Here is an 18,699-nt window from a genome sequence, read left to right on the forward strand (position 1 = left end):
CTGTCATGTCGGCCACAGGAGTCGATGTCGGTCTGTCCTCTACGGGCCATTTCCCAACTGATCTATTTTTTGCACAGCCACGACGATGTGCGCCATCCCGGCCGGGAGCCTTGCTAGAGAAGGCACGACCCCACGAATTCACCCAGCCGCAGCCGAAAAAACGACGAAATGAACAGACCCTACCATTCGGACGGCCTTCGAGTGAAAAGCGAACCCGCTATAATTCGGCCCATACATTTCTCTGATAGGTTCGTGCGCAGCCCTGCGTACGGAATCCACCATGCTTTTTCCCACAGAATTTGACGTCATCGTCGTCGGTGGCGGTCACGCCGGCACGGAAGCGGCGCTGGCGTCCGCCCGGATGGGCGCGAAGACGCTGCTGCTGACCCACAACATCGAAACGCTCGGGCAGATGAGCTGCAATCCGTCGATCGGCGGCATTGGCAAGGGCCATCTGGTCAAGGAAGTCGACGCGCTGGGCGGCGCGATGGCCGCCGCGACGGACGAGAGCGGTATTCAGTTCCGGATCCTCAATTCGTCGAAGGGCCCGGCCGTGCGTGCGACGCGTGCGCAGGCCGACCGCATCCTGTACAAGGCCGCGATCCGCCACCGGCTCGAGAATCAGCCGAACCTGTGGCTGTTCCAGCAGGCCGTCGACGACCTGATGGTCGAAGGCGACCGCGTGGTGGGCGCCGTCACGCAAATCGGCATCCGCTTCCGTGCTCGCGCAGTCGTGCTGACGGCCGGTACGTTCCTCGACGGCAAGATCCACGTCGGCCTGAACAACTACACGGGCGGTCGCGCGGGCGATCCGGCGGCCGTGTCGCTGTCGTCGCGCCTGAAGGAGCTGAAGCTGCCGCAGGGCCGCCTGAAGACCGGTACGCCGCCGCGTATCGACGGCCGAACGATCGACTTCTCGAAGCTGGACGAGCAGCCGGGCGACCTCGATCCGATCCCCGTGTTCTCGTTCCTGGGCCGTGCAGAGCAGCATCCGCAGCAGTTGCCGTGCTGGGTCACGCATACGAACGAGCGCACGCACGACATCATTCGCGGCGGTCTCGACCGTTCGCCTATGTATACAGGCGTGATCGAAGGCGTAGGGCCGCGTTATTGTCCGTCGATCGAGGACAAGATCCATCGGTTCGCATCGAAGGAATCTCACCAGATCTTCCTCGAGCCGGAAGGGCTGACGACCAACGAGTTCTACCCGAACGGGATCTCGACGAGCCTTCCGTTCGACGTCCAGCTCGAGCTCGTGCACTCGATGCGCGGCCTCGAGAACGCGCATATCCTGCGCCCCGGCTACGCGATCGAGTACGACTACTTCGACCCGCGCGCGCTGAAGGCATCGCTCGAGACGAAGGCGATCAACGGGCTGTTCTTTGCGGGCCAGATCAACGGCACGACCGGCTATGAAGAAGCGGCCGCGCAAGGCCTGCTGGCCGGCCTCAATGCGGGCCGCTACGTGCAGGAGAAGGACGCATGGTGCCCGCGCCGCGACCAGGCATACCTTGGCGTGCTGGTCGATGATCTCGTGACGCGCGGTGTGGCCGAGCCGTACCGGATGTTCACGAGCCGCGCCGAATATCGCTTGAGCTTGCGTGAAGACAACGCCGACATGCGCTTGACCGAGATCGGCCGCGAACTGGGCCTCGTCGACGACGTGCGTTGGGACGCATTCAGCCGGAAACGCGACGCTGTTTCACGTGAAACCGAACGCCTGAAGTCGACGTGGGTCACGCCGAAGACGCTGCCGCCGGAAGAGGCGACCGCGCTGCTCGGCAAGGCGATCGATCACGAATACAGCCTCGCCGAGTTGCTGCGCCGTCCGGGCGTCAGCTACGACGGCGTGTGCGGCCTGAAAGGCGGCGAATGCGGCCCGGCCGAGCCGTTGACCGACGATTCGGTGCTGCTCGAACAGATCAAGGAGCAGGTCGAGATCGGCATCAAGTATCAGGGTTATATCGAGCGCCAGGCATCCGAGATCGAACGTAACGACGCGAACGAGAACACGCGCCTGCCGGACGGTATCGATTACCGCGAAGTTCGTGGCTTGTCGTTCGAGGTGAGCCAGAAGCTCAACGAGTTCCGGCCGGAAACGATCGGGCAGGCGTCGCGCATTTCGGGCATCACGCCGGCGGCGATCTCGCTGCTGATGGTGCACCTGAAGCGCCGCGGCCTGGGCCGCCGTAATGGCACTGCCGCAGAGGCAACGGAGCAGGGGGACGGCGCCGTCCCGACGCAACAATGACGGCGCGTCGCGCGCCGGCGGTTAATCGGGACGTACTGGAAGGGATGCTCGTCGACGGCACGACGGCGCTCGACCTTGCACTGACGGATGCACAACGCAACCAGTTGCTCGACTATGTCGCGCTGCTCGGCAAGTGGAACGCGGTCTACAACCTGACCGCGATTCGCGACCCGAAGCAGATGCTGATTCAGCACATCCTCGATTCGCTTTCGATCGTCCCGCATCTGCGTGGCCGTGCGTCGCCCCGCGTGCTCGACGTCGGCTCGGGCGGCGGGTTGCCCGGGATCGTGCTGGCGATCGTCGAGCCGGACTGGCAGGTCACACTGAACGATATCGTGCAGAAGAAGTCGGCATTCCAGACGCAGATGCGCGCGGAGCTGAAGCTCGCGAACCTGTCGGTGGTCACCGGGCGAGTCGAATCGCTGCAGCCGGGCGTCGAAGTGCCGGAAAAATTCGACATGATCGTATCCCGCGCCTTCGCTGATCTGTCCGACTTCGTTAAACTTGCTCGACATCTGGTCGCGCCGGGCGGATCGATCTGGGCAATGAAGGGCGTACACCCGGACGACGAGATTGCACGGTTGCCGGAAGGCAGCCGTGTGAAGCAGACGATGCGGCTGGCGGTGCCGATGCTCGATGCCGAGCGGCATCTGATCGAAGTGGCCGTCGACGAAGCGAAATGAAGGCGCGCGGTACGCGCCGTTTGTTTGAAGGTAAAGGGAACACACCAACGATGGCAAAGATCTTCTGCGTTGCGAACCAGAAGGGGGGCGTCGGCAAGACGACGACATCGGTCAATCTCGCCGCAAGCCTTGCAGCGCAGGAGCAACGAGTCCTGCTGATCGATCTCGACCCGCAGGGCAACGCGACGATGGGCAGCGGGATCGACAAGGCCGCGTGCGAATCGACCGTGTACGAGGTGCTGGTCGACGGCGTGTCGGTGACCGATGCGCGCGTGCGTCCGGAAGGCGTCACCTACGACGTGCTGCCCGCGAACCGCGAGCTGTCCGGTGCCGAGATCGAACTGATCAGCATCGACAACCGCGAGCGCCGGCTGAAGGCCGCGCTCGAGCACGTGGCCGACGACTACGACTTCGTGTTGATCGATTGCCCGCCGACGCTGTCGCTGCTGACGCTGAACGGGCTGTGCGCGGCGCATGGCGTCGTGATCCCGATGCAGTGCGAATACTTCGCGCTGGAAGGGTTGTCGGACCTCGTCAATACGATCAAGCAGGTTCACGCGAACATGAACCGCGACCTGAAGATCATCGGCTTGCTGCGCGTGATGTTCGATCCGCGCATCACGCTGCAGCAGCAAGTCTCCGATCAACTGAAAGCGCACTTCGGCGACAAGGTGTTCGACGCGGTAATTCCGCGCAACGTGCGCCTGGCGGAAGCGCCGAGTTACGGGCTGCCGGGCGTCGTGTTCGACCGCAACTCGCGTGGTGCGCAGGCGTATATCCAGTTCGGTGCCGAGATGATCGAACGCGTTCGCGCGTTCGAGGTGTCGTGATCCGGACATGAGCGAAGCGAGGAAGAAAGACATGAACGCGGTACCAAAGAAGAAGGGCTTGGGACGTGGCCTCGAAGCGCTGCTCGGCGGCAGCGCCGATATCACTGAAGCGGTGAAGATCGAAGGGGCGCCGAACACGCTCGCGCTCGGCAAGCTGCAGGCCGGCAAGTACCAGCCGCGGACGCGGATGGACGAAGGCAGCCTGCAGGAGCTCGCGGCAAGCATTCGCGCGCAGGGCGTGATGCAGCCGATCCTGGTACGGCCCATTTCATCAGACAAATACGAGATCATCGCGGGCGAGCGGCGTTTCCGCGCGGCGCGCCTGGCAGGCCTCGACGAAGTGCCGGTGCTCGTGAAGGATGTGTCCGATCAGGCCGCCGCGGCGATGGCGCTGATCGAGAACATCCAGCGCGAGGATCTGAACCCGCTCGAAGAGGCGCACGGCATCCAGCGCCTGCTCGACGAGTTCGGTTTCACGCACGAACAGGCGGCCGAATCGGTCGGCCGTTCGCGCAGCGCGGTGTCGAACCTGCTGCGCCTGCTGAACCTCGCTTCGCCGGTGCAGACGATGCTGTTGGCCGGCGATCTCGACATGGGGCACGCGCGCGCGCTGCTCGCCGTCGATGCGGCAACGCAGATCACGCTCGCCCACCAGGTCGTCAACAAGCGCATGTCGGTGCGCGAAACCGAAAAGCTCGTCGCACATACGACGAAGGAAGCGCCGGCCGTGAAGGCGCGTGCGAAGGACGACGGCGGCCGCGACACGCGCCGTCTCGAGGAGGAGTTGTCTGACCTGCTCGCGTCGACGGTGAAGATCAAGCTCGGCCGCCGCGGGCGAGGGCAGGTGATGATCGACTTCGGTAACCTCGACGCGCTCGAGGGCATTCTCGCGCGGCTGCGCGGCAACGTAGCGACCGAAGAGTAACGAATTGACGATGAAGGAGACGGGCGCACCGGCGCCGCGCCGGTGGCTCGGATGGCTTGCGCAGGAGCCCGTGCTATCGGTGCTCGTGCTTGGCCTGCTCGTGCTGCAATGGGTGCGTCCGCAACCATTTTCCGTACTCGCCGGTCGAGTCGACTGGCAGACGGTCGCGACGCTCGCGGGCCTGCTGATGCTGACCAAGGCGCTCGAGTTGTCCGGCTGCCTGATGTGGCTCGCGCACCGCATCGTGCATCACGTGCATTCCGAGCGCGGGCTCGCGATGTTGCTCGTCGTGTTCGCGGCAGCGCTGTCGATGTGGCTGACCAACGACGTCGCGCTGTTCGTCGTCGTGCCGTTGATGGTGTCGCTGCGTGCGCTGACGCCGCTGCCGTTCCGGCGGCTCGTGATCGTCGTCGCGCTGGCCGTCAACGCGGGGTCCGTCGCGACACCGCTTGGCAATCCCCAGAATCTTTTCCTGTGGCAATTGAGCGGCATGTCGTTCGGCCGTTTCGTGGTCACGCTCGGGCCGCTCGCGATCGCGCTGATGGCGCTGCTGCTCGCGCTGACCGCGTGCGCGTTTCGCGCGAAACCGCTCGACCTGTCCGGCGACGTCGTCGCATTGCCCGTGCAGCGCATGCACGCGCTGATCGCCGCGGTGCTGTTCGCGGCATTCGTGCTGCTCGCCGATGCGCACCATCCGCTGCCGGGTCTGGTTGCGGTCGCGATCATGCTGTTCGCCGTAAAACGTGATGCAGTCCTGAAGATCGACTGGCTGCTGCTGCTGATCTTCGTCCTGATGTTCGTGGTGCTGCGCAGCGCGGCTGCGCTGCCCGTCGTGCACGACGCGATTGCGCATGCGCGCCTCGATTCGCCGCTGCGCGTATTTGCGGCCGGCGCCGTCCTGTCGCAGGGGATCAGCAACGTGCCGGCCGCTATCCTGCTATCGGAATTCACGCACGACTGGCGCGCGCTCGCGTTCGGCGTATCGGTCGGCGGCTTCGGTTTCGCGATCGGTTCGCTCGCGAACCTGATCGCGGTGCGTCTCGCGAAGGAGCCGCGCATGTGGCTGCCGTTCCACCTGGTCTCGATTCCGTTCGCGCTCGTGAGCGCGGTACTCGGCGCGTGGCTGCTCGTGCACGGTTGAGCGTTGCGGCACAGGTGTGCGGTTCGAGAGGCGGGGAGGGTGCACGGCGTTCGCGATGGTTGCGAGGCTGTTGATAAGTGCGGCGATTCACAGTCGATCGTCTGTGGTGGCGCGACAACTGGCTGGATGGTTCGATGCACCGGCATCCGATCGAATTGCGTGTATCGGGTGCGGCTGACTGGCCGCAGTGTTTTGCTTGTCCGGGGATGTCGCGCCGAGTCGTTCCGGGCAGTTGCATCACAGCGGATTTTCGGCGGCGATCGTGCCGTTTCGTTCGATCCCGCGTCGGGCATCGCTTCCACGCCATCCACCGTCACCGGACATTTTTCGAGCAAGAAATGCCGGGGCAAAAATTTGACCTTACAACTGTCATCGTACGTCGTCGAATCGCGTGTTTTTCACATGATGAGGCGTCGTTTTATGCAGGTTTTTGTCGCGTCTAAAGCCTTGAATCACTTGCAACTATCGCTTACAATCGCCCGGATTTGTTAGCTAGGCACCCCTGAAAGCTTTCGGAAAGCTTGGGGCCGGATTCAAGGATTTTGCGGAAGATTGCGATGGCGGGTCAGGCGCCGGACGACAGGCACGATGATCAGCGCACGCAACGCACCGCTTCGGCGGCCGGCGAGCGGCGCGAATCCGACGATGACTGGGATGCCGAGCAGCAAGATAACAACATCGTTCCGCTCACACGGGCAGAGGCCGAAAGGCTGTTCGGCCCGGACGTGAGCAAGCCCTCGCGCGTGACCCCCTACAAGGTGGTGTTCGCGCAAGTGGTCTTGTCCCTGGTTGCAACGCTGGCGTGGTGGCTGTTTTCGAAGTCGCCGGGCGCCGCTGCGCAATCCGCGTTTCTGGGTGGGGCGATCGGCTGGGTACCAAGTGCGCTGTTCGTGGCACGACTGAAGGCAGGTGGTTCGGCCACCGTGATGAGCTGGGTGATGGGCGAAGCCCTGAAGCTCGGCCTGACGATCGGGATGTTCGCAGCAGTGGCGTTCGGCTGGGCCGGCGTGCACTGGGTGCCGTTCCTCGTCACGTACCTCGTCGTGCTGAAGACGTACTGGATCGCGCTGGCCTGGCGGTAAGCAACAAGCAGCGTGCGGTTTCGACAACGAACCGCACCGGCCCGTTCCCGCAATAGCGTGTTGCGGAACAGGCAAAACGATTTTCGACAATTTGGGTGGCATTAACGATATGGCAGCTAGCGAAGGCACGCGCGGTCCGGATCCGTCCGAGTACATTGCGCACCACTTGCAGAATTTCTCCACCTCGCATCAGACGTCGATTTTCGACATCCACGTCTGGAATCTCGACACGCTGTTCTGGTCGATCGTATGCGGCATCGTGACGATCCTCCTGCTGCGTCTGGCCGCCCGCAAGGCGACGTCGGGCGTGCCGGGCCGTTTCCAGTGCGCGATCGAGATGCTCGTCGAAATGGTCGAAGACCAGTCGAAGGCCATCGTCCACGGCAATCGCACCTTCATCGCTCCGCTCGCCCTCACGGTGTTCGTGTGGGTCGCGCTGATGAACTCCCTCGACTTCCTCCCGGTCGACCTGCCGGGCCGCGTCATCGGCCTGCTCGGTCTGTCGGACGTGATTTCCCACCATCGCATCGTCCCGACGGCCGACCTGAACGGCACGCTCGGCATCGCGCTCGGCGTGTTCGTCCTGATGATCTACTACAGCATCAAGATCAAGGGCGCGGGCGGCTTCGTGCATGAGCTGCTGTCGGCCCCGTTCGGTGCCCACCCGCTGCTGTGGATCCCGAACCTCGCGCTCAACATCGTCGAATATCTCGCGAAGACCGTCTCTCTCGGTATGCGGCTGTTCGGCAACATGTACGCGGGTGAGCTGTTGTTCCTGTTGATCGCCCTGCTCGGCAGCATGTGGAGCTTCGGTGGCGACGCAACGTTCCTCGGCTTCGTTGGTCACGTGATCGCGGGTAGCGTCTGGGCAATCTTCCACATCCTGATTGTTCTGTTGCAGGCATTCATTTTCATGATGCTGACGCTGGTGTATCTCGGCCAGGCGCACGACAAGCACTAAGCGCGGCGTGCAAGAAAGAGTCTTCGTTTTAGTTTTTTAAATCTCAGTTCCAAGTCTTTTCACAAAGGAGTGATCATGCAAGCTTACATCGCCAACATCCAGGGTCTGACCGCCATCGGTATCGGCATCATCATCGGCCTGGGTGCAATCGGCGCCTGTATCGGTATCGCGCTGATGGGTGGCAAGTACATCGAAGCCTGCGCACGTCAGCCGGAACTCATCAACCCGCTGCAAACGAAGATGTTCCTGCTGGCTGGTCTGATCGACGCTGCATTCCTGATCGGCGTTGGTGTCGCAATGCTGTTCGCGTTCGCGAACCCGCTCCTGTCGAAGCTCGTCGCAGGCTAAGGTTCCTCGGAAATATGTGTCCGGCGCAAGCCGGCGCAGGGCGGAACGGAGACTTGGGGCGCTGATCGAATGCAACTCGATGAGCGCCTTACCGTTTCATTTTTCCGGAATAGCAGATAAGGAAACACCGTGAATCTCAACGCAACTCTGTTTGCGCAAATGGTCGTGTTCCTGGTCCTCGCGTGGTTCACGATGAAGTTCGTGTGGCCGCCGTTGATCAACGCCCTCGACGAACGTTCGAAGAAGATCGCCGACGGCCTCGCCGCCGCGGAGAAGGGCAAGGCGGAACTCGACGCAGCGCACAAGCGCGTGGACCAGGAACTCGCGCAGGCCCGCAACGACGGCCAGCAGCGCATCGCCGACGCTGAAAAGCGTGCCCAGGCGGTCGCCGAGGAAATCAAGGCCAACGCCCAGGCTGAAGCCGCCCGCATCGTCGCCCAGGCGAAGGCGGAAGCAGAACAGCAAATCGTGAAGGCGCGCGAAGCGCTGCGTGGCGAAGTCGCCTCGCTGGCCGTGAAGGGCGCCGAGCAGATCCTGAAGCGCGAAGTCGATCAAACGGCCCACGCCCAACTGCTGAATCAACTGAAAGCCGAGCTCTGATCATGGCCGAACTTGCAACCATCGCCCGCCCTTACGCAGAAGCGCTGTTCCGCGTGGCCGAGGGCGGTGACATCGCCGCCTGGTCCACGCTCGTGCAAGAGCTGGCCCAGGTTGCGCATCTGCCGGAAGTACTGTCGGTCGCGTCGAGCCCGAAGGTGACGCGCACGCAAGTAGCCGAGCTGCTGCTTGCTGCGGTGAAGTCGCCGCTCGCGGCCGGCGCCGAAGCGAAGAACCTCGTGCAGATGCTGGTCGACAATCATCGCATCGCGCTGCTGCCGGAAATCGCCGAGCAGTTCGAGGCGCTCAAGAACGAACGTGAAGGTGCTGCCGACGCCGAGATCGTGAGCGCGTTCCCGCTGAACGGCGCGGATCTCGAAAGTCTCGTCTCGGGCCTCGAACGCAAGTTCAAGCGCAAGCTGAAACCGACGGTCGAAGTCGATTCGTCGCTGATCGGCGGCGTGCGCGTGACGGTGGGCGACGAAGTGCTCGACACCTCGGTTCGCGCGCGCCTCGCATCGATGCAGGCTGCGTTGACCGCCTGAGCGCCACGCCGGCACGCAACAGAATTGACTATCAGGAGCGAATAATGCAACTCAATCCCTCTGAGATCAGCGAGCTGATCAAGAGCCGGATCCAGGGCCTTGAAGCGAGCGCAGACGTTCGCAACCAGGGCACCGTGATCTCCGTGACCGACGGTATCGTGCGTATCCACGGCCTGTCGGACGTGATGCAGGGCGAAATGCTCGAGTTTCCGGGCAACACGTTCGGCCTCGCGCTGAACCTCGAGCGCGACTCGGTCGGCGCGGTGATTCTCGGCGAATACGAACACATCTCGGAAGGCGACGTCGTCAAGACGACGGGTCGCATTCTGGAAGTCCCGGTCGGCCCGGAACTCGTCGGCCGCGTGGTCGATGCGCTCGGCAACCCGATCGACGGCAAGGGCCCGGTCAACGCGAAGCTGACCGACGCGATCGAAAAGATCGCCCCGGGCGTGATCTGGCGCAAGTCGGTGTCGCAGCCGGTGCAGACGGGCATCAAGTCGATCGACGCGATGGTGCCGATCGGCCGTGGCCAGCGTGAGCTGATCATCGGCGACCGTCAGTGCGGCAAGACCGCGGTGGCGCTCGACGCGATCATCAACCAGAAGGGCAAGGACCTGATCTGTATCTACGTCGCGATCGGCCAGAAGGCTTCGTCGATCATGAACGTGGTTCGCAAGCTCGAAGAAACGGGCGCGATGGAATACACGATCGTCGTCGCCGCCACGGCATCGGATTCGGCAGCAATGCAGTATCTGGCACCGTACGCCGGCTGCACGATGGGCGAATACTTCCGCGACCGCGGCCAGGACGCGCTGATCATTTATGACGACTTGACCAAGCAGGCTTGGGCATACCGTCAGATCTCGCTGCTGCTGCGCCGCCCGCCGGGCCGTGAAGCGTACCCGGGCGACGTGTTCTATCTGCACTCGCGTCTGCTGGAGCGTGCGGCTCGCGTGTCGGAAGAGTACGTCGAGAAGTTCACGAACGGCGAAGTGAAGGGCAAGAGCGGTTCGCTGACGGCACTGCCGGTCATCGAAACGCAGGCAGGCGACGTGACCGCGTTCGTTCCGACGAACGTGATCTCGATTACCGACGGCCAGATCTTCCTGGAAACCGACCTGTTCAACGCAGGCATCCGCCCGGCAATCAACGCCGGCGTGTCGGTGTCGCGAGTCGGTGGCGCCGCTCAGACGAAGGTCGTGAAGAAGCTGTCGGGCGGTATCCGTACCGACCTCGCGCAGTACCGTGAGCTGGCCGCATTCGCGCAGTTCGCATCCGACCTCGACGAAGCGACCCGCAAGCAGCTCGAGCGCGGCCGCCGCGTGACGGAACTGCTGAAGCAGCCGCAGTACCAGCCGCTGCAGGTGTGGGAACTGGCCGTGTCGCTGTACGCCGCGAACAACGGCTACCTCGACGACCTCGACGTGAAGCAAGTGCTGCCGTTCGAGAAGGGCCTGCGCGAAAGCCTGAAGACCAGCAACGCTGACCTCATCAAGCGCATCGAAGACACCAAGGATCTCTCGAAGGACGACGAAGGCGCACTGCGCTCGGCGATCGAATCCTTCAAGAAGTCCGGTGCCTATTGATCCGCGAGTGACACACTGAGGCCGCGCGGGTGCTGATGCGCCCGCGCCGCTTCGGTCAAGGAGCAAGCTATGGCTGGAATGAAGGAAATTCGCGGCAAGATCAAGAGCGTGCAGAACACGCGCAAGATCACGAAGGCGATGGAGATGGTGGCCGCATCGAAGATGCGCCGCGCGCAGGAACGCATGCGCGCTGCTCGTCCGTATGCGGACAAGGTCCGTGCCATCGCCGCGCACATGAGCCGCGCGAACCCGGAGTACCGCCACCCGTTCATGGTGGCGAACGACGGCACGAACACGGCCGGCATCATCCTCGTCACGACGGACAAGGGGCTGTGCGGCGGGCTGAACACCAACGTGCTGCGTGCGACGGTGCAGAAGTTCAAGGAGCTGGAAGAGAAGGGCCAGAAGGTCGAAGCCACGGCGATCGGCAGCAAGGGCCTCGGTTTCCTGAACCGCTTCGGCGCGAAGGTGATGTCGCAGGTCGTGCACCTCGGCGACACCCCGCATCTGGACAAGCTGATCGGCGCGGTGAAGACGCAGCTCGACCTGTACTCGGAAGGCAAGCTGTCGGCGGTTTATATCGCTTACACGCGCTTCGTCAACACGATGAAGCAGGAAGCCGTGATCGAGCAGCTGCTGCCGCTGTCGTCGGAACACTTCGAAGCCGATGACGGTACGCCGGCCACGTCGTGGGACTACATCTACGAGCCGGACGCGCAGGCAGTCGTTGACGAACTGCTCGTGCGTTACGTCGAGGCGCTGGTGTACCAGGCCGTCGCGGAGAACATGGCGTCCGAGCAATCGGCGCGGATGGTCGCGATGAAGGCCGCGTCCGACAACGCGAAGACGGTGATCAGCGAATTGCAGCTCGTGTACAACAAGAGCCGTCAGGCCGCGATTACGAAAGAACTGTCGGAGATCGTCGGCGGCGCAGCCGCTGTTTAAGCGCGCGCCCGGACGACAACTGCGCCTTTGCGCGAGTAAAGAATCAGGTATTTAAAGGAAAAGCGATGAGTACTGCTGCTTTGGTAGAAGGCAAGATCGTACAGTGCATCGGCGCCGTTATCGACGTGGAATTCCCGCGCGACAGCATGCCGAAGATCTACGACGCGCTTATTCTCGATGGCTCGGAACTGACGCTCGAAGTCCAGCAGCAGCTGGGCGACGGCGTGGTCCGCACCATTTGTCTGGGTGCATCCGACGGCCTGCGCCGCGGTCTGACCGTGAAGAACACGGCAAATCCGATCTCGGTGCCGGTCGGCAAGCCGACCCTCGGCCGGATCATGGACGTGCTCGGCCGTCCGATCGACGAAGCCGGCCCGATCGTGAGCGAACACACGCGCTCGATCCACCAGAAGGCCCCGGCGTTCGACGAACTGTCGCCGTCGACCGAACTGCTCGAAACGGGTATCAAGGTCATCGACCTGATCTGCCCGTTCGCAAAGGGCGGCAAGGTTGGCCTGTTCGGCGGTGCCGGCGTGGGCAAGACCGTCAACATGATGGAGCTCATCAACAACATCGCGAAGGAACACGGCGGTTACTCCGTGTTCGCGGGCGTGGGCGAGCGTACCCGTGAAGGGAACGACTTCTACCACGAAATGAAGGACTCGAACGTTCTCGACAAGGTCGCGCTGGTGTACGGCCAGATGAACGAGCCGCCGGGCAACCGTCTGCGCGTCGCGCTGACCGGCCTGACGATGGCCGAGCACTTCCGTGACGAAGGCCTCGACGTGCTGTTCTTCGTCGACAACATCTACCGTTTCACGCTGGCCGGTACCGAAGTGTCGGCACTGCTCGGCCGTATGCCGTCGGCAGTGGGCTATCAGCCGACGCTGGCTGAAGAAATGGGCAAGCTGCAAGAGCGCATCACGTCGACCAAGAAGGGCTCGATTACGTCGGTCCAGGCCGTGTACGTCCCTGCGGACGACTTGACCGACCCGTCGCCGGCTACGACCTTCGGCCACCTTGACGCAACCGTCGTTCTGTCGCGTGACATCGCTTCGCTGGGTATCTACCCGGCGGTCGACCCGCTCGACTCGACGTCGCGCCAGATCGACCCGAACGTGATCGGTGAAGAGCACTACTCGATCACCCGTCGCGTTCAGCAGACGCTGCAGCGCTACAAGGAACTGCGCGACATCATCGCGATTCTGGGCATGGACGAACTGTCGCCGGAAGACAAGCTGTCGGTCGCGCGCGCACGTAAGATCCAGCGTTTCCTGTCGCAGCCGTTCCACGTCGCTGAAGTGTTCACGGGCTCGCCGGGCAAGTACGTGCCGCTGAAGGAAACGATCCGCGGCTTCAAGATGATCGTCGACGGCGAGTGCGACCACCTGCCGGAACAGGCGTTCTACATGGTCGGCACGATCGACGAAGCCTTCGAAAAGGCCAAGAAGATCCAGTAAGGGTCGGGTGTAACGCAGCGGGCGCCGAGCGTTCGCGACGACTGCCGTTCCGGCAGCTTTTCGCGGACAGGCGCCCACGTAATACGCTCAACCCTAGCCGTGCATGGGACGGGAGTCAGCGCAGAAGCGCCGACTCCCGCCGACAGGAGTCGATATGGCAACCATCAAAGTAGACGTCGTCAGCGCGGAAGAGCAGATCTTCTCGGGCGAGGCGAAATTCGTCGCGCTGCCGGGCGAAACGGGTGAGCTGGGTATTCTGCCGGGCCACACGCCGCTGATCACGCGGATTCGTCCGGGTGCGGTGCGCATCGAAGTCGAGGGCGGCAACGACGAATTCGTGTTCGTCGCGGGCGGCATTCTCGAAGTGCAGCCGGGCGCCGTGACGGTGCTCGCCGATACCGCGATCCGCGGCAAGGACCTCGACGCGGCGAAAGCCGAGGAAGCGCGCAAGCGTGCCGAGGAAACGCTGCAGAACGCGAAGTCGGACCTCGACCTCGCGAAGGCGCAATCCGAGCTCGCGACCGCGATGGCGCAGCTCGAGGCGATCCAGCGTCTGGCGAAGATCCGCAGCCGGCACTGAGCCGCGCCGCGTATCCCGCGAAAGAAAGCAGCCTTCGGGCTGCTTTTTTTTCGCCTGTCCTTTGCGTGCCGCGGTGTTTCGTCCGGTCGTGCTATTTCATCCGTCCGCCGCGAATTGATGTCAGAGTGTCGTCAGCGGAGCGCGTCATCATCCGCAGTCAGGCCGCCCGTCGCGAGTGTGGCGACGGAGGCGGGCGCAGCAAGCGCACGCGGGCCGATCGGACAAAAAAGACGGAGACATTCATGGCAGCAGACCTTGGCGTGGGGGCGCTGATCGCGCCCGAAAACGGACTGTCGTACGTGCGCGGCGCGACCGACGTGCCGCTATCCGAAGCGACGATCGGCCGGTTCCTGTGCGATACCGCCGGCCGCTTCCCCGAACGTCCGGCGGTCGTGTTCCGCGAGCAGCAGGTGCGCTGGACCTGGCGCGAATTTGCAGACGAGGTCGACGTGCTCGCGGCCGGCCTCGCCACGCTCGGGATCGTGAAGGGCGACCGCGTCGGCATCTGGTCGCCGAACCGCAGCGAATGGCTGCTCACGCAGTTCGCGACCGCGCGTATCGGCGCGGTGCTCGTCAACATCAACCCGGCCTACCGGCTGTCGGAACTCGAATACGCGCTGAACAAGGTCGGCTGCAAGGCCGTGATCGCGGCCGAGCGCTTCAAGTCGTCGGCGTATGTCGAGATGCTGCAGACCATCGCGCCGGAGCTCGCGACCGCGACGCCGGGCAACTTGCAGGCGGCGCGCGTGCCGAGCCTGCGCACGGTCGTGTCGATGGGCGACGTCGCGCCGGCCGGCATGTTCCGCTTCGCAGACGTGATGACGCGCGGCCGCCAGGCCGTCGACCCCGCGCTGCTCGATGCGATCGGCGCGACGCTCGAGTCCACCGACGCGATCAACATCCAGTTCACGAGCGGCACGACGGGCAGCCCGAAGGGCGCGACGCTCACGCATCGCAACGTCGTCAACAACGCGCGCTCGATTGCGATGGCGATGCGCTTCACCGAGCAGGATTCGCTTTGCATTCCGGTGCCGCTGTACCACTGCTTCGGGATGGTGCTCGCGGTACTCGCGTGCGTATCGAAGGGCGCGGCGATGGTGTTCCCGGGTGAGGCATTCGACCCGGTCGCGACGCTCGCGGCCGTGGCCGACGAACGCTGCACCGCGCTCCACGGCGTGCCGACGATGTTCATCGCGGAGCTCGATCATCCCGAGTTCCCGACATTCGACCTGTCGACGCTGCGCACGGGGATCATGGCCGGCTCGCCGTGTCCGATCGAGACGATGAAGCGCGTCGTGTCGCAGATGCACCTGGCGGAGATCACGATCGCATACGGGATGACGGAGACGAGCCCCGTATCGTTCCAGAGCTCGACCGACGATCCGCTCGAGAAGCGCACGACGACGGTCGGGCGCATCCAGCCGCATCTCGAAGTGAAGATCGTCGATCCGAACGGCGACATCGTGCCGGTCGGCGTGACGGGCGAGCTGTGCACGAAGGGCTATTCGGTGATGCTCGGCTACTGGGACGACGACGCGAAGACGCGCGAGGTGCTGGTCGACGGCTGGATGCATACGGGCGACCTCGCGACGCTCGACGCGGACGGCTACTGCAACATCGTCGGCCGGCTGAAGGACATGGTGATTCGCGGCGGCGAGAACGTCTATCCGCGCGAGATCGAGGAATTCCTGTTTCGGCATCCGAAGATCCAGAGCGCGCAGGTGTTCGGCGTGCCCGATGCGAAATACGGCGAGGAGCTGTGCGCGTGGATCGTGCTGCGCGCGGACGAGCAGATGACCGAGGACGACGTGCGCGCGTTCTGCAACGGGCAGATCGCGCACTACAAGATTCCGCGCTATATCCGCTTCGTCGACGAGCTGCCGATGACGGTGACGGGCAAGGTGCAGAAATTCGTGATGCGCGACCGGATGATCGAGGAACTGAAGCTCGACGTGCAGAAGACGGCGTAAGTTGGCCCGGCGGCCCGGCGGCGGGAAAACGCGGCGGCCAGCGGGCCGTTGCGTTTTCGATGGACGAAAAAAAGCGGGCTTATTAGCCCGCTAAAAACCACACGCTACGGGGTTAGCGCGAGGAGACCAAAGATGAAACCGAGTCCGGCGGGGGCCGGAAACGACTCCAACAGGGATGCCCCTGGGAAGGGCTTCGGTACGTGACCGACTGGCTCGCAGCGCTTCGCGTCCGCTCACACTTGGCACACGAGACCGCATCCGTGTTGAAACCGTTGAGGCCATTGTGGGCGAATTACCGACCCATCGCGGTAACAAAGTGTTTCAGGTTGTAACGCCCGCCAGATAAGGCTTTCCGGGATTTTTTGCTGTTTTCGGGGTCCTGAAAAAGGTCATTTTTACCCATATTTTCCGCACCGTTTTCATCATATGCATACGGCGCGTTTTTCACGCGTATCGGGCGCGATGAATTGCCGATTTACACGTAAGAAAACGCACCGCGCGGCAGATACCGCGGATGACGATTCATTCGTCAGAAAGATTTTGAAACGTGATCGGGATGTGTGGAAGTCGGCCGTTTGGCCGATTCGGGTGATTTCGCGCGGCAGCGGTTCGCCAGGGCAAGGTGGCGATGTGTAACTGCGGCAGGCCGGCCGCCGCCGCGCAGCGATTTCAGCGGGCAGCGGCCACGGGGTCGGTGCCCGTCATCGGCCGCCGCAAAACATGCGCGCTTACTTCAGCCACTTGTCCGAAATCGCCTGGTATTCGCCGGTCGACAGAGCGAGATGCAGCCACTGGTCGACGTACTGCTGGAACGCGACATCGCCGCGCGGCACCATGTACGCCTTCTCGCCGAACTGGAACGGTTTGTCCGGATGGACCGAGCACAGCCCCGGATTCAGTTTTTGCTGCAGCTGCGTCTCGGACGCATCCGTCACCATCACGTCCGCCTTGCCCGCGAGGATCTGCTTGAAGATCGTCACGTTGTCCGGATAGACGGTCAGGTTCGCGTGCGTGAAGTACTGCTTCGCGAAACGTTCGTTGGTGCCGCCCGGGTTCACGATCACGCGTGTTTCGGGCCGGTCGATCTGCGCGACGGTCTGGTATTTGTCGGCGTCCGCGCAGCGCACGATCGGCGTCTTGCCGTCGACGACGTACGGCTGCGTGAAGAACACGCGCTTCTGGCGCTCGAGCGTTGTCGATACGCCGCCCACCGCGACGTCGCATTTCGCGACGAAATCGCCGGTCAGGTTCGACCAGCTCGTCTTCACGTAGTCGGCCTTCACGCCGAGCGACTTCGCGAGCGATTCGGCCATGTCGATATCGATGCCCTCGAAGCGGCCGTCCGCGCGGTAGTACGAATACGGCTTGTAGTCGCCTGTCGTGCAGACGCGCAGCGTGCCGCGCGCGAGCACGTCGTCGAGCCGCGAGCCGGCGCCCGGGGCGGCGGGGGCGCTGCCCGCGCCGGTCTGCGCGTGCGCGGCGGCGCAGCAGAGCAGTGCGGCCGCGGCGAGCGTGGCGAATGTCTTCATCGGTCTCCTCCTTCGTTCGGTTCGATATGAGCGTCCGATCATAACGGAGCCATCGCGCGCGTCATATGGCCGCCATCGCATCGGCATGCGCAGCCTGACGCCGGCTGTCCGGTAAAATGCCGCTTTGCCTTCGCATCGTCGCTCCTACCGTGGCCCATAACCTGCTCAACGACACCTTCCTGCGTGCGCTTCTGCGCGAGCCGACCGACTACACGCCGATCTGGCTGATGCGCCAGGCCGGCCGCTACCTGCCCGAATACAACGCGACGCGCGCGCGCGCCGGCAGCTTCCTCGGCCTCGCGAAGAATCCCGACTACGCGACCGAGGTGACGCTGCAGCCGCTCGAGCGTTTCCCGCTCGACGCCGCGATCCTGTTCTCGGACATCCTGACGATTCCGGACGCGATGGGGCTCGGCCTCGACTTCCAGGTCGGCGAAGGGCCGAAGTTCGCGCATCCGGTGCGTACCGAGGCCGACGTCGCGAAGCTCGCGGTGCCGGACATCGAAGCCACGCTCGGCTACGTGACCGGCGCCGTGCGCGAGATCCGCCGCGCGCTGACCGACGGCCAGGGCCGCCAGCGCGTGCCGCTGATCGGCTTCTCGGGCAGCCCGTGGACGCTCGCGTGCTACATGGTCGAAGGCGGCGGGTCGGACGATTTCCGCACGGTGAAATCGATGGCGTATTCGCGCCCCGACCTGATGCACCGGATCCTCGACGTGAACGCGCAGGCGGTGGCCGCGTACCTGAACGCGCAGATCGAAGCGGGCGCGCAGGCCGTGATGATTTTCGACACGTGGGGCGGCGCGCTGGCGGACGGCGCGTACCAGCGCTTTTCGCTGGACTACATCCGTCGCGTGGTCGCGCAGCTCAAGCGCGAGCACGACGGCGAGCGCGTGCCGGTGATCACGTTCACGAAGGGCGGCGGGCTGTGGCTCGAGGAGATCGCGGCGACCGGTGTCGACGCGGTCGGGCTCGACTGGACGGTCAACCTCGGCGCCGCGCGCGAGCGCGTCGCGGGGCGCGTCGCGCTGCAGGGCAACCTCGACCCGACGATCCTGTTTGCGCCGCCGGCCGCGGTGCGCGAACAGGCGCGCGCCGTGCTCGACAGCTACGGCAACCATCCGGGCCACGTATTCAACCTCGGGCACGGCATCTCGCAATTCACGTCGCCCGATCACGTCGCCGAACTCGTCGACGAGGTACATAACCACAGCCGCGCGATCCGTAGCGGAGCCGCCGGCTGAACGCAAGCGCTGTCATGCTGCA

General features: G+C 63.8%; 17 protein-coding genes. 16 read left to right on the forward strand and 1 reads right to left on the reverse strand.

The genetic code is table 11. The annotated features are described in order from the left end of the window. The first annotated feature begins 280 nt into the window (after positions 1-280). From mnmG to FPJ27_RS19755, 15 genes are all read left to right on the forward strand, one after another. On the forward strand, positions 281-2,251 hold the full coding sequence (mnmG, locus tag FPJ27_RS19685) for a tRNA uridine-5-carboxymethylaminomethyl(34) synthesis enzyme MnmG (protein ID WP_204425282.1): 1,971 nt from the start codon (positions 281-283) through the stop codon (positions 2,249-2,251). Then, positions 2,248-2,934, forward strand: coding sequence for a 16S rRNA (guanine(527)-N(7))-methyltransferase RsmG (rsmG, locus tag FPJ27_RS19690; protein WP_204425284.1), 687 nt, complete (start codon positions 2,248-2,250; stop codon positions 2,932-2,934). The genes mnmG and rsmG overlap by 4 nt, the downstream gene beginning before the upstream one ends. Positions 2,935-2,984: 50 nt before the next feature. Further along, a complete protein-coding gene (locus tag FPJ27_RS19695; protein ID WP_072442664.1) occupies positions 2,985-3,764 on the forward strand; it encodes a ParA family protein in 780 nt (259 codons plus the stop codon). Positions 3,765-3,795: 31 nt separating this feature from the next. Continuing rightward, positions 3,796-4,689, forward strand: a complete 894-nt coding sequence (locus tag FPJ27_RS19700) for a ParB/RepB/Spo0J family partition protein (protein ID WP_034183983.1) — start codon at positions 3,796-3,798, stop codon at positions 4,687-4,689. Positions 4,690-4,699: 10 nt separating this feature from the next. Next, positions 4,700-5,830, forward strand: a complete 1,131-nt coding sequence (locus FPJ27_RS19705; RefSeq protein ID WP_204425285.1) for an SLC13 family permease — start codon at positions 4,700-4,702, stop codon at positions 5,828-5,830. Between the two features lie 557 nt (positions 5,831-6,387). Continuing rightward, positions 6,388-6,912 (forward strand): ATP synthase subunit I, encoded by a 525-nt coding sequence (locus tag FPJ27_RS19710; RefSeq protein WP_072442667.1) that lies wholly within the window; start codon positions 6,388-6,390, stop codon positions 6,910-6,912. Between the two features lie 109 nt (positions 6,913-7,021). Continuing rightward, on the forward strand, positions 7,022-7,873 hold the full coding sequence (atpB, locus tag FPJ27_RS19715; RefSeq protein WP_039351439.1) for a F0F1 ATP synthase subunit A: 852 nt from the start codon (positions 7,022-7,024) through the stop codon (positions 7,871-7,873). Positions 7,874-7,948: 75 nt separating this feature from the next. Further along, on the forward strand, positions 7,949-8,221 hold the full coding sequence (atpE, locus tag FPJ27_RS19720) for a F0F1 ATP synthase subunit C (protein WP_021160442.1): 273 nt from the start codon (positions 7,949-7,951) through the stop codon (positions 8,219-8,221). A 129-nt stretch (positions 8,222-8,350) separates the two neighbouring features. Next, positions 8,351-8,821 (forward strand): F0F1 ATP synthase subunit B, encoded by a 471-nt coding sequence (locus FPJ27_RS19725; RefSeq protein ID WP_006751767.1) that lies wholly within the window; start codon positions 8,351-8,353, stop codon positions 8,819-8,821. Positions 8,822-8,823: 2 nt separating this feature from the next. Continuing rightward, positions 8,824-9,363, forward strand: coding sequence for a F0F1 ATP synthase subunit delta (locus FPJ27_RS19730; RefSeq protein ID WP_006751768.1), 540 nt, complete (start codon positions 8,824-8,826; stop codon positions 9,361-9,363). 44 nt (positions 9,364-9,407) lie between these two features. Continuing rightward, entirely contained in the window at positions 9,408-10,949 is a 1,542-nt protein-coding gene (gene atpA / locus FPJ27_RS19735; RefSeq protein WP_034183836.1) for a F0F1 ATP synthase subunit alpha, read from the forward strand. Between the two features lie 69 nt (positions 10,950-11,018). Continuing rightward, entirely contained in the window at positions 11,019-11,894 is an 876-nt protein-coding gene (gene atpG, locus FPJ27_RS19740) for a F0F1 ATP synthase subunit gamma (protein WP_034183837.1), read from the forward strand. Between the two features lie 65 nt (positions 11,895-11,959). Beyond that, positions 11,960-13,354 carry a F0F1 ATP synthase subunit beta gene (gene atpD, locus FPJ27_RS19745; protein WP_034183838.1) on the forward strand — a complete coding sequence of 465 codons (1,395 nt, stop codon included), beginning with the start codon at positions 11,960-11,962 and terminating at the stop codon, positions 13,352-13,354. A 154-nt stretch (positions 13,355-13,508) separates the two neighbouring features. Beyond that, the gene (locus FPJ27_RS19750) at positions 13,509-13,934 is read left to right on the forward strand and encodes a F0F1 ATP synthase subunit epsilon (RefSeq protein ID WP_006477288.1); all 426 of its coding nucleotides are present in this window, start codon (positions 13,509-13,511) and stop codon (positions 13,932-13,934) included. A 242-nt stretch (positions 13,935-14,176) separates the two neighbouring features. Further along, the gene (locus tag FPJ27_RS19755) at positions 14,177-15,904 is read left to right on the forward strand and encodes an AMP-binding protein (protein WP_204425287.1); all 1,728 of its coding nucleotides are present in this window, start codon (positions 14,177-14,179) and stop codon (positions 15,902-15,904) included. Between the two features lie 728 nt (positions 15,905-16,632). Here FPJ27_RS19755 and FPJ27_RS19760 read toward each other — a convergent pair. Continuing rightward, the gene (locus FPJ27_RS19760) at positions 16,633-17,433 is read right to left on the reverse strand and encodes a transporter substrate-binding domain-containing protein (RefSeq protein ID WP_204425289.1); all 801 of its coding nucleotides are present in this window, start codon (positions 17,431-17,433) and stop codon (positions 16,633-16,635) included. Positions 17,434-17,582: 149 nt separating this feature from the next. Here FPJ27_RS19760 and hemE point away from each other — a divergent pair, with 149 nt between their 5' ends. Continuing rightward, positions 17,583-18,677, forward strand: coding sequence for a uroporphyrinogen decarboxylase (hemE, locus tag FPJ27_RS19765; protein WP_231944009.1), 1,095 nt, complete (start codon positions 17,583-17,585; stop codon positions 18,675-18,677). Positions 18,678-18,699: the final 22 nt, after the last annotated feature.

The organism is Burkholderia sp. MS455 (assembly GCF_016899445.1).
Taxonomy (GTDB): Bacteria; Pseudomonadota; Gammaproteobacteria; order Burkholderiales; family Burkholderiaceae; genus Burkholderia; species Burkholderia pyrrocinia_C.

Coding starts and splice junctions, on each gene's coding strand:
- mnmG (WP_204425282.1), top strand. CDS start 281: ATGCTTTTTCCCACAGAATTTGACGTCATCGTCGTCGGTGGCGGTCAC.
- rsmG (WP_204425284.1), top strand. CDS start 2,248: ATGACGGCGCGTCGCGCGCCGGCGGTTAATCGGGACGTACTGGAAGGG.
- FPJ27_RS19695 (WP_072442664.1), top strand. CDS start 2,985: ATGGCAAAGATCTTCTGCGTTGCGAACCAGAAGGGGGGCGTCGGCAAG.
- FPJ27_RS19700 (WP_034183983.1), top strand. CDS start 3,796: ATGAACGCGGTACCAAAGAAGAAGGGCTTGGGACGTGGCCTCGAAGCG.
- FPJ27_RS19705 (WP_204425285.1), top strand. CDS start 4,700: ATGAAGGAGACGGGCGCACCGGCGCCGCGCCGGTGGCTCGGATGGCTT.
- FPJ27_RS19710 (WP_072442667.1), top strand. CDS start 6,388: ATGGCGGGTCAGGCGCCGGACGACAGGCACGATGATCAGCGCACGCAA.
- atpB (WP_039351439.1), top strand. CDS start 7,022: ATGGCAGCTAGCGAAGGCACGCGCGGTCCGGATCCGTCCGAGTACATT.
- atpE (WP_021160442.1), top strand. CDS start 7,949: ATGCAAGCTTACATCGCCAACATCCAGGGTCTGACCGCCATCGGTATC.
- FPJ27_RS19730 (WP_006751768.1), top strand. CDS start 8,824: ATGGCCGAACTTGCAACCATCGCCCGCCCTTACGCAGAAGCGCTGTTC.
- atpA (WP_034183836.1), top strand. CDS start 9,408: ATGCAACTCAATCCCTCTGAGATCAGCGAGCTGATCAAGAGCCGGATC.
- atpG (WP_034183837.1), top strand. CDS start 11,019: ATGGCTGGAATGAAGGAAATTCGCGGCAAGATCAAGAGCGTGCAGAAC.
- atpD (WP_034183838.1), top strand. CDS start 11,960: ATGAGTACTGCTGCTTTGGTAGAAGGCAAGATCGTACAGTGCATCGGC.
- FPJ27_RS19750 (WP_006477288.1), top strand. CDS start 13,509: ATGGCAACCATCAAAGTAGACGTCGTCAGCGCGGAAGAGCAGATCTTC.
- FPJ27_RS19755 (WP_204425287.1), top strand. CDS start 14,177: ATGGCAGCAGACCTTGGCGTGGGGGCGCTGATCGCGCCCGAAAACGGA.
- FPJ27_RS19760 (WP_204425289.1), bottom strand. CDS start 17,433: ATGAAGACATTCGCCACGCTCGCCGCGGCCGCACTGCTCTGCTGCGCC.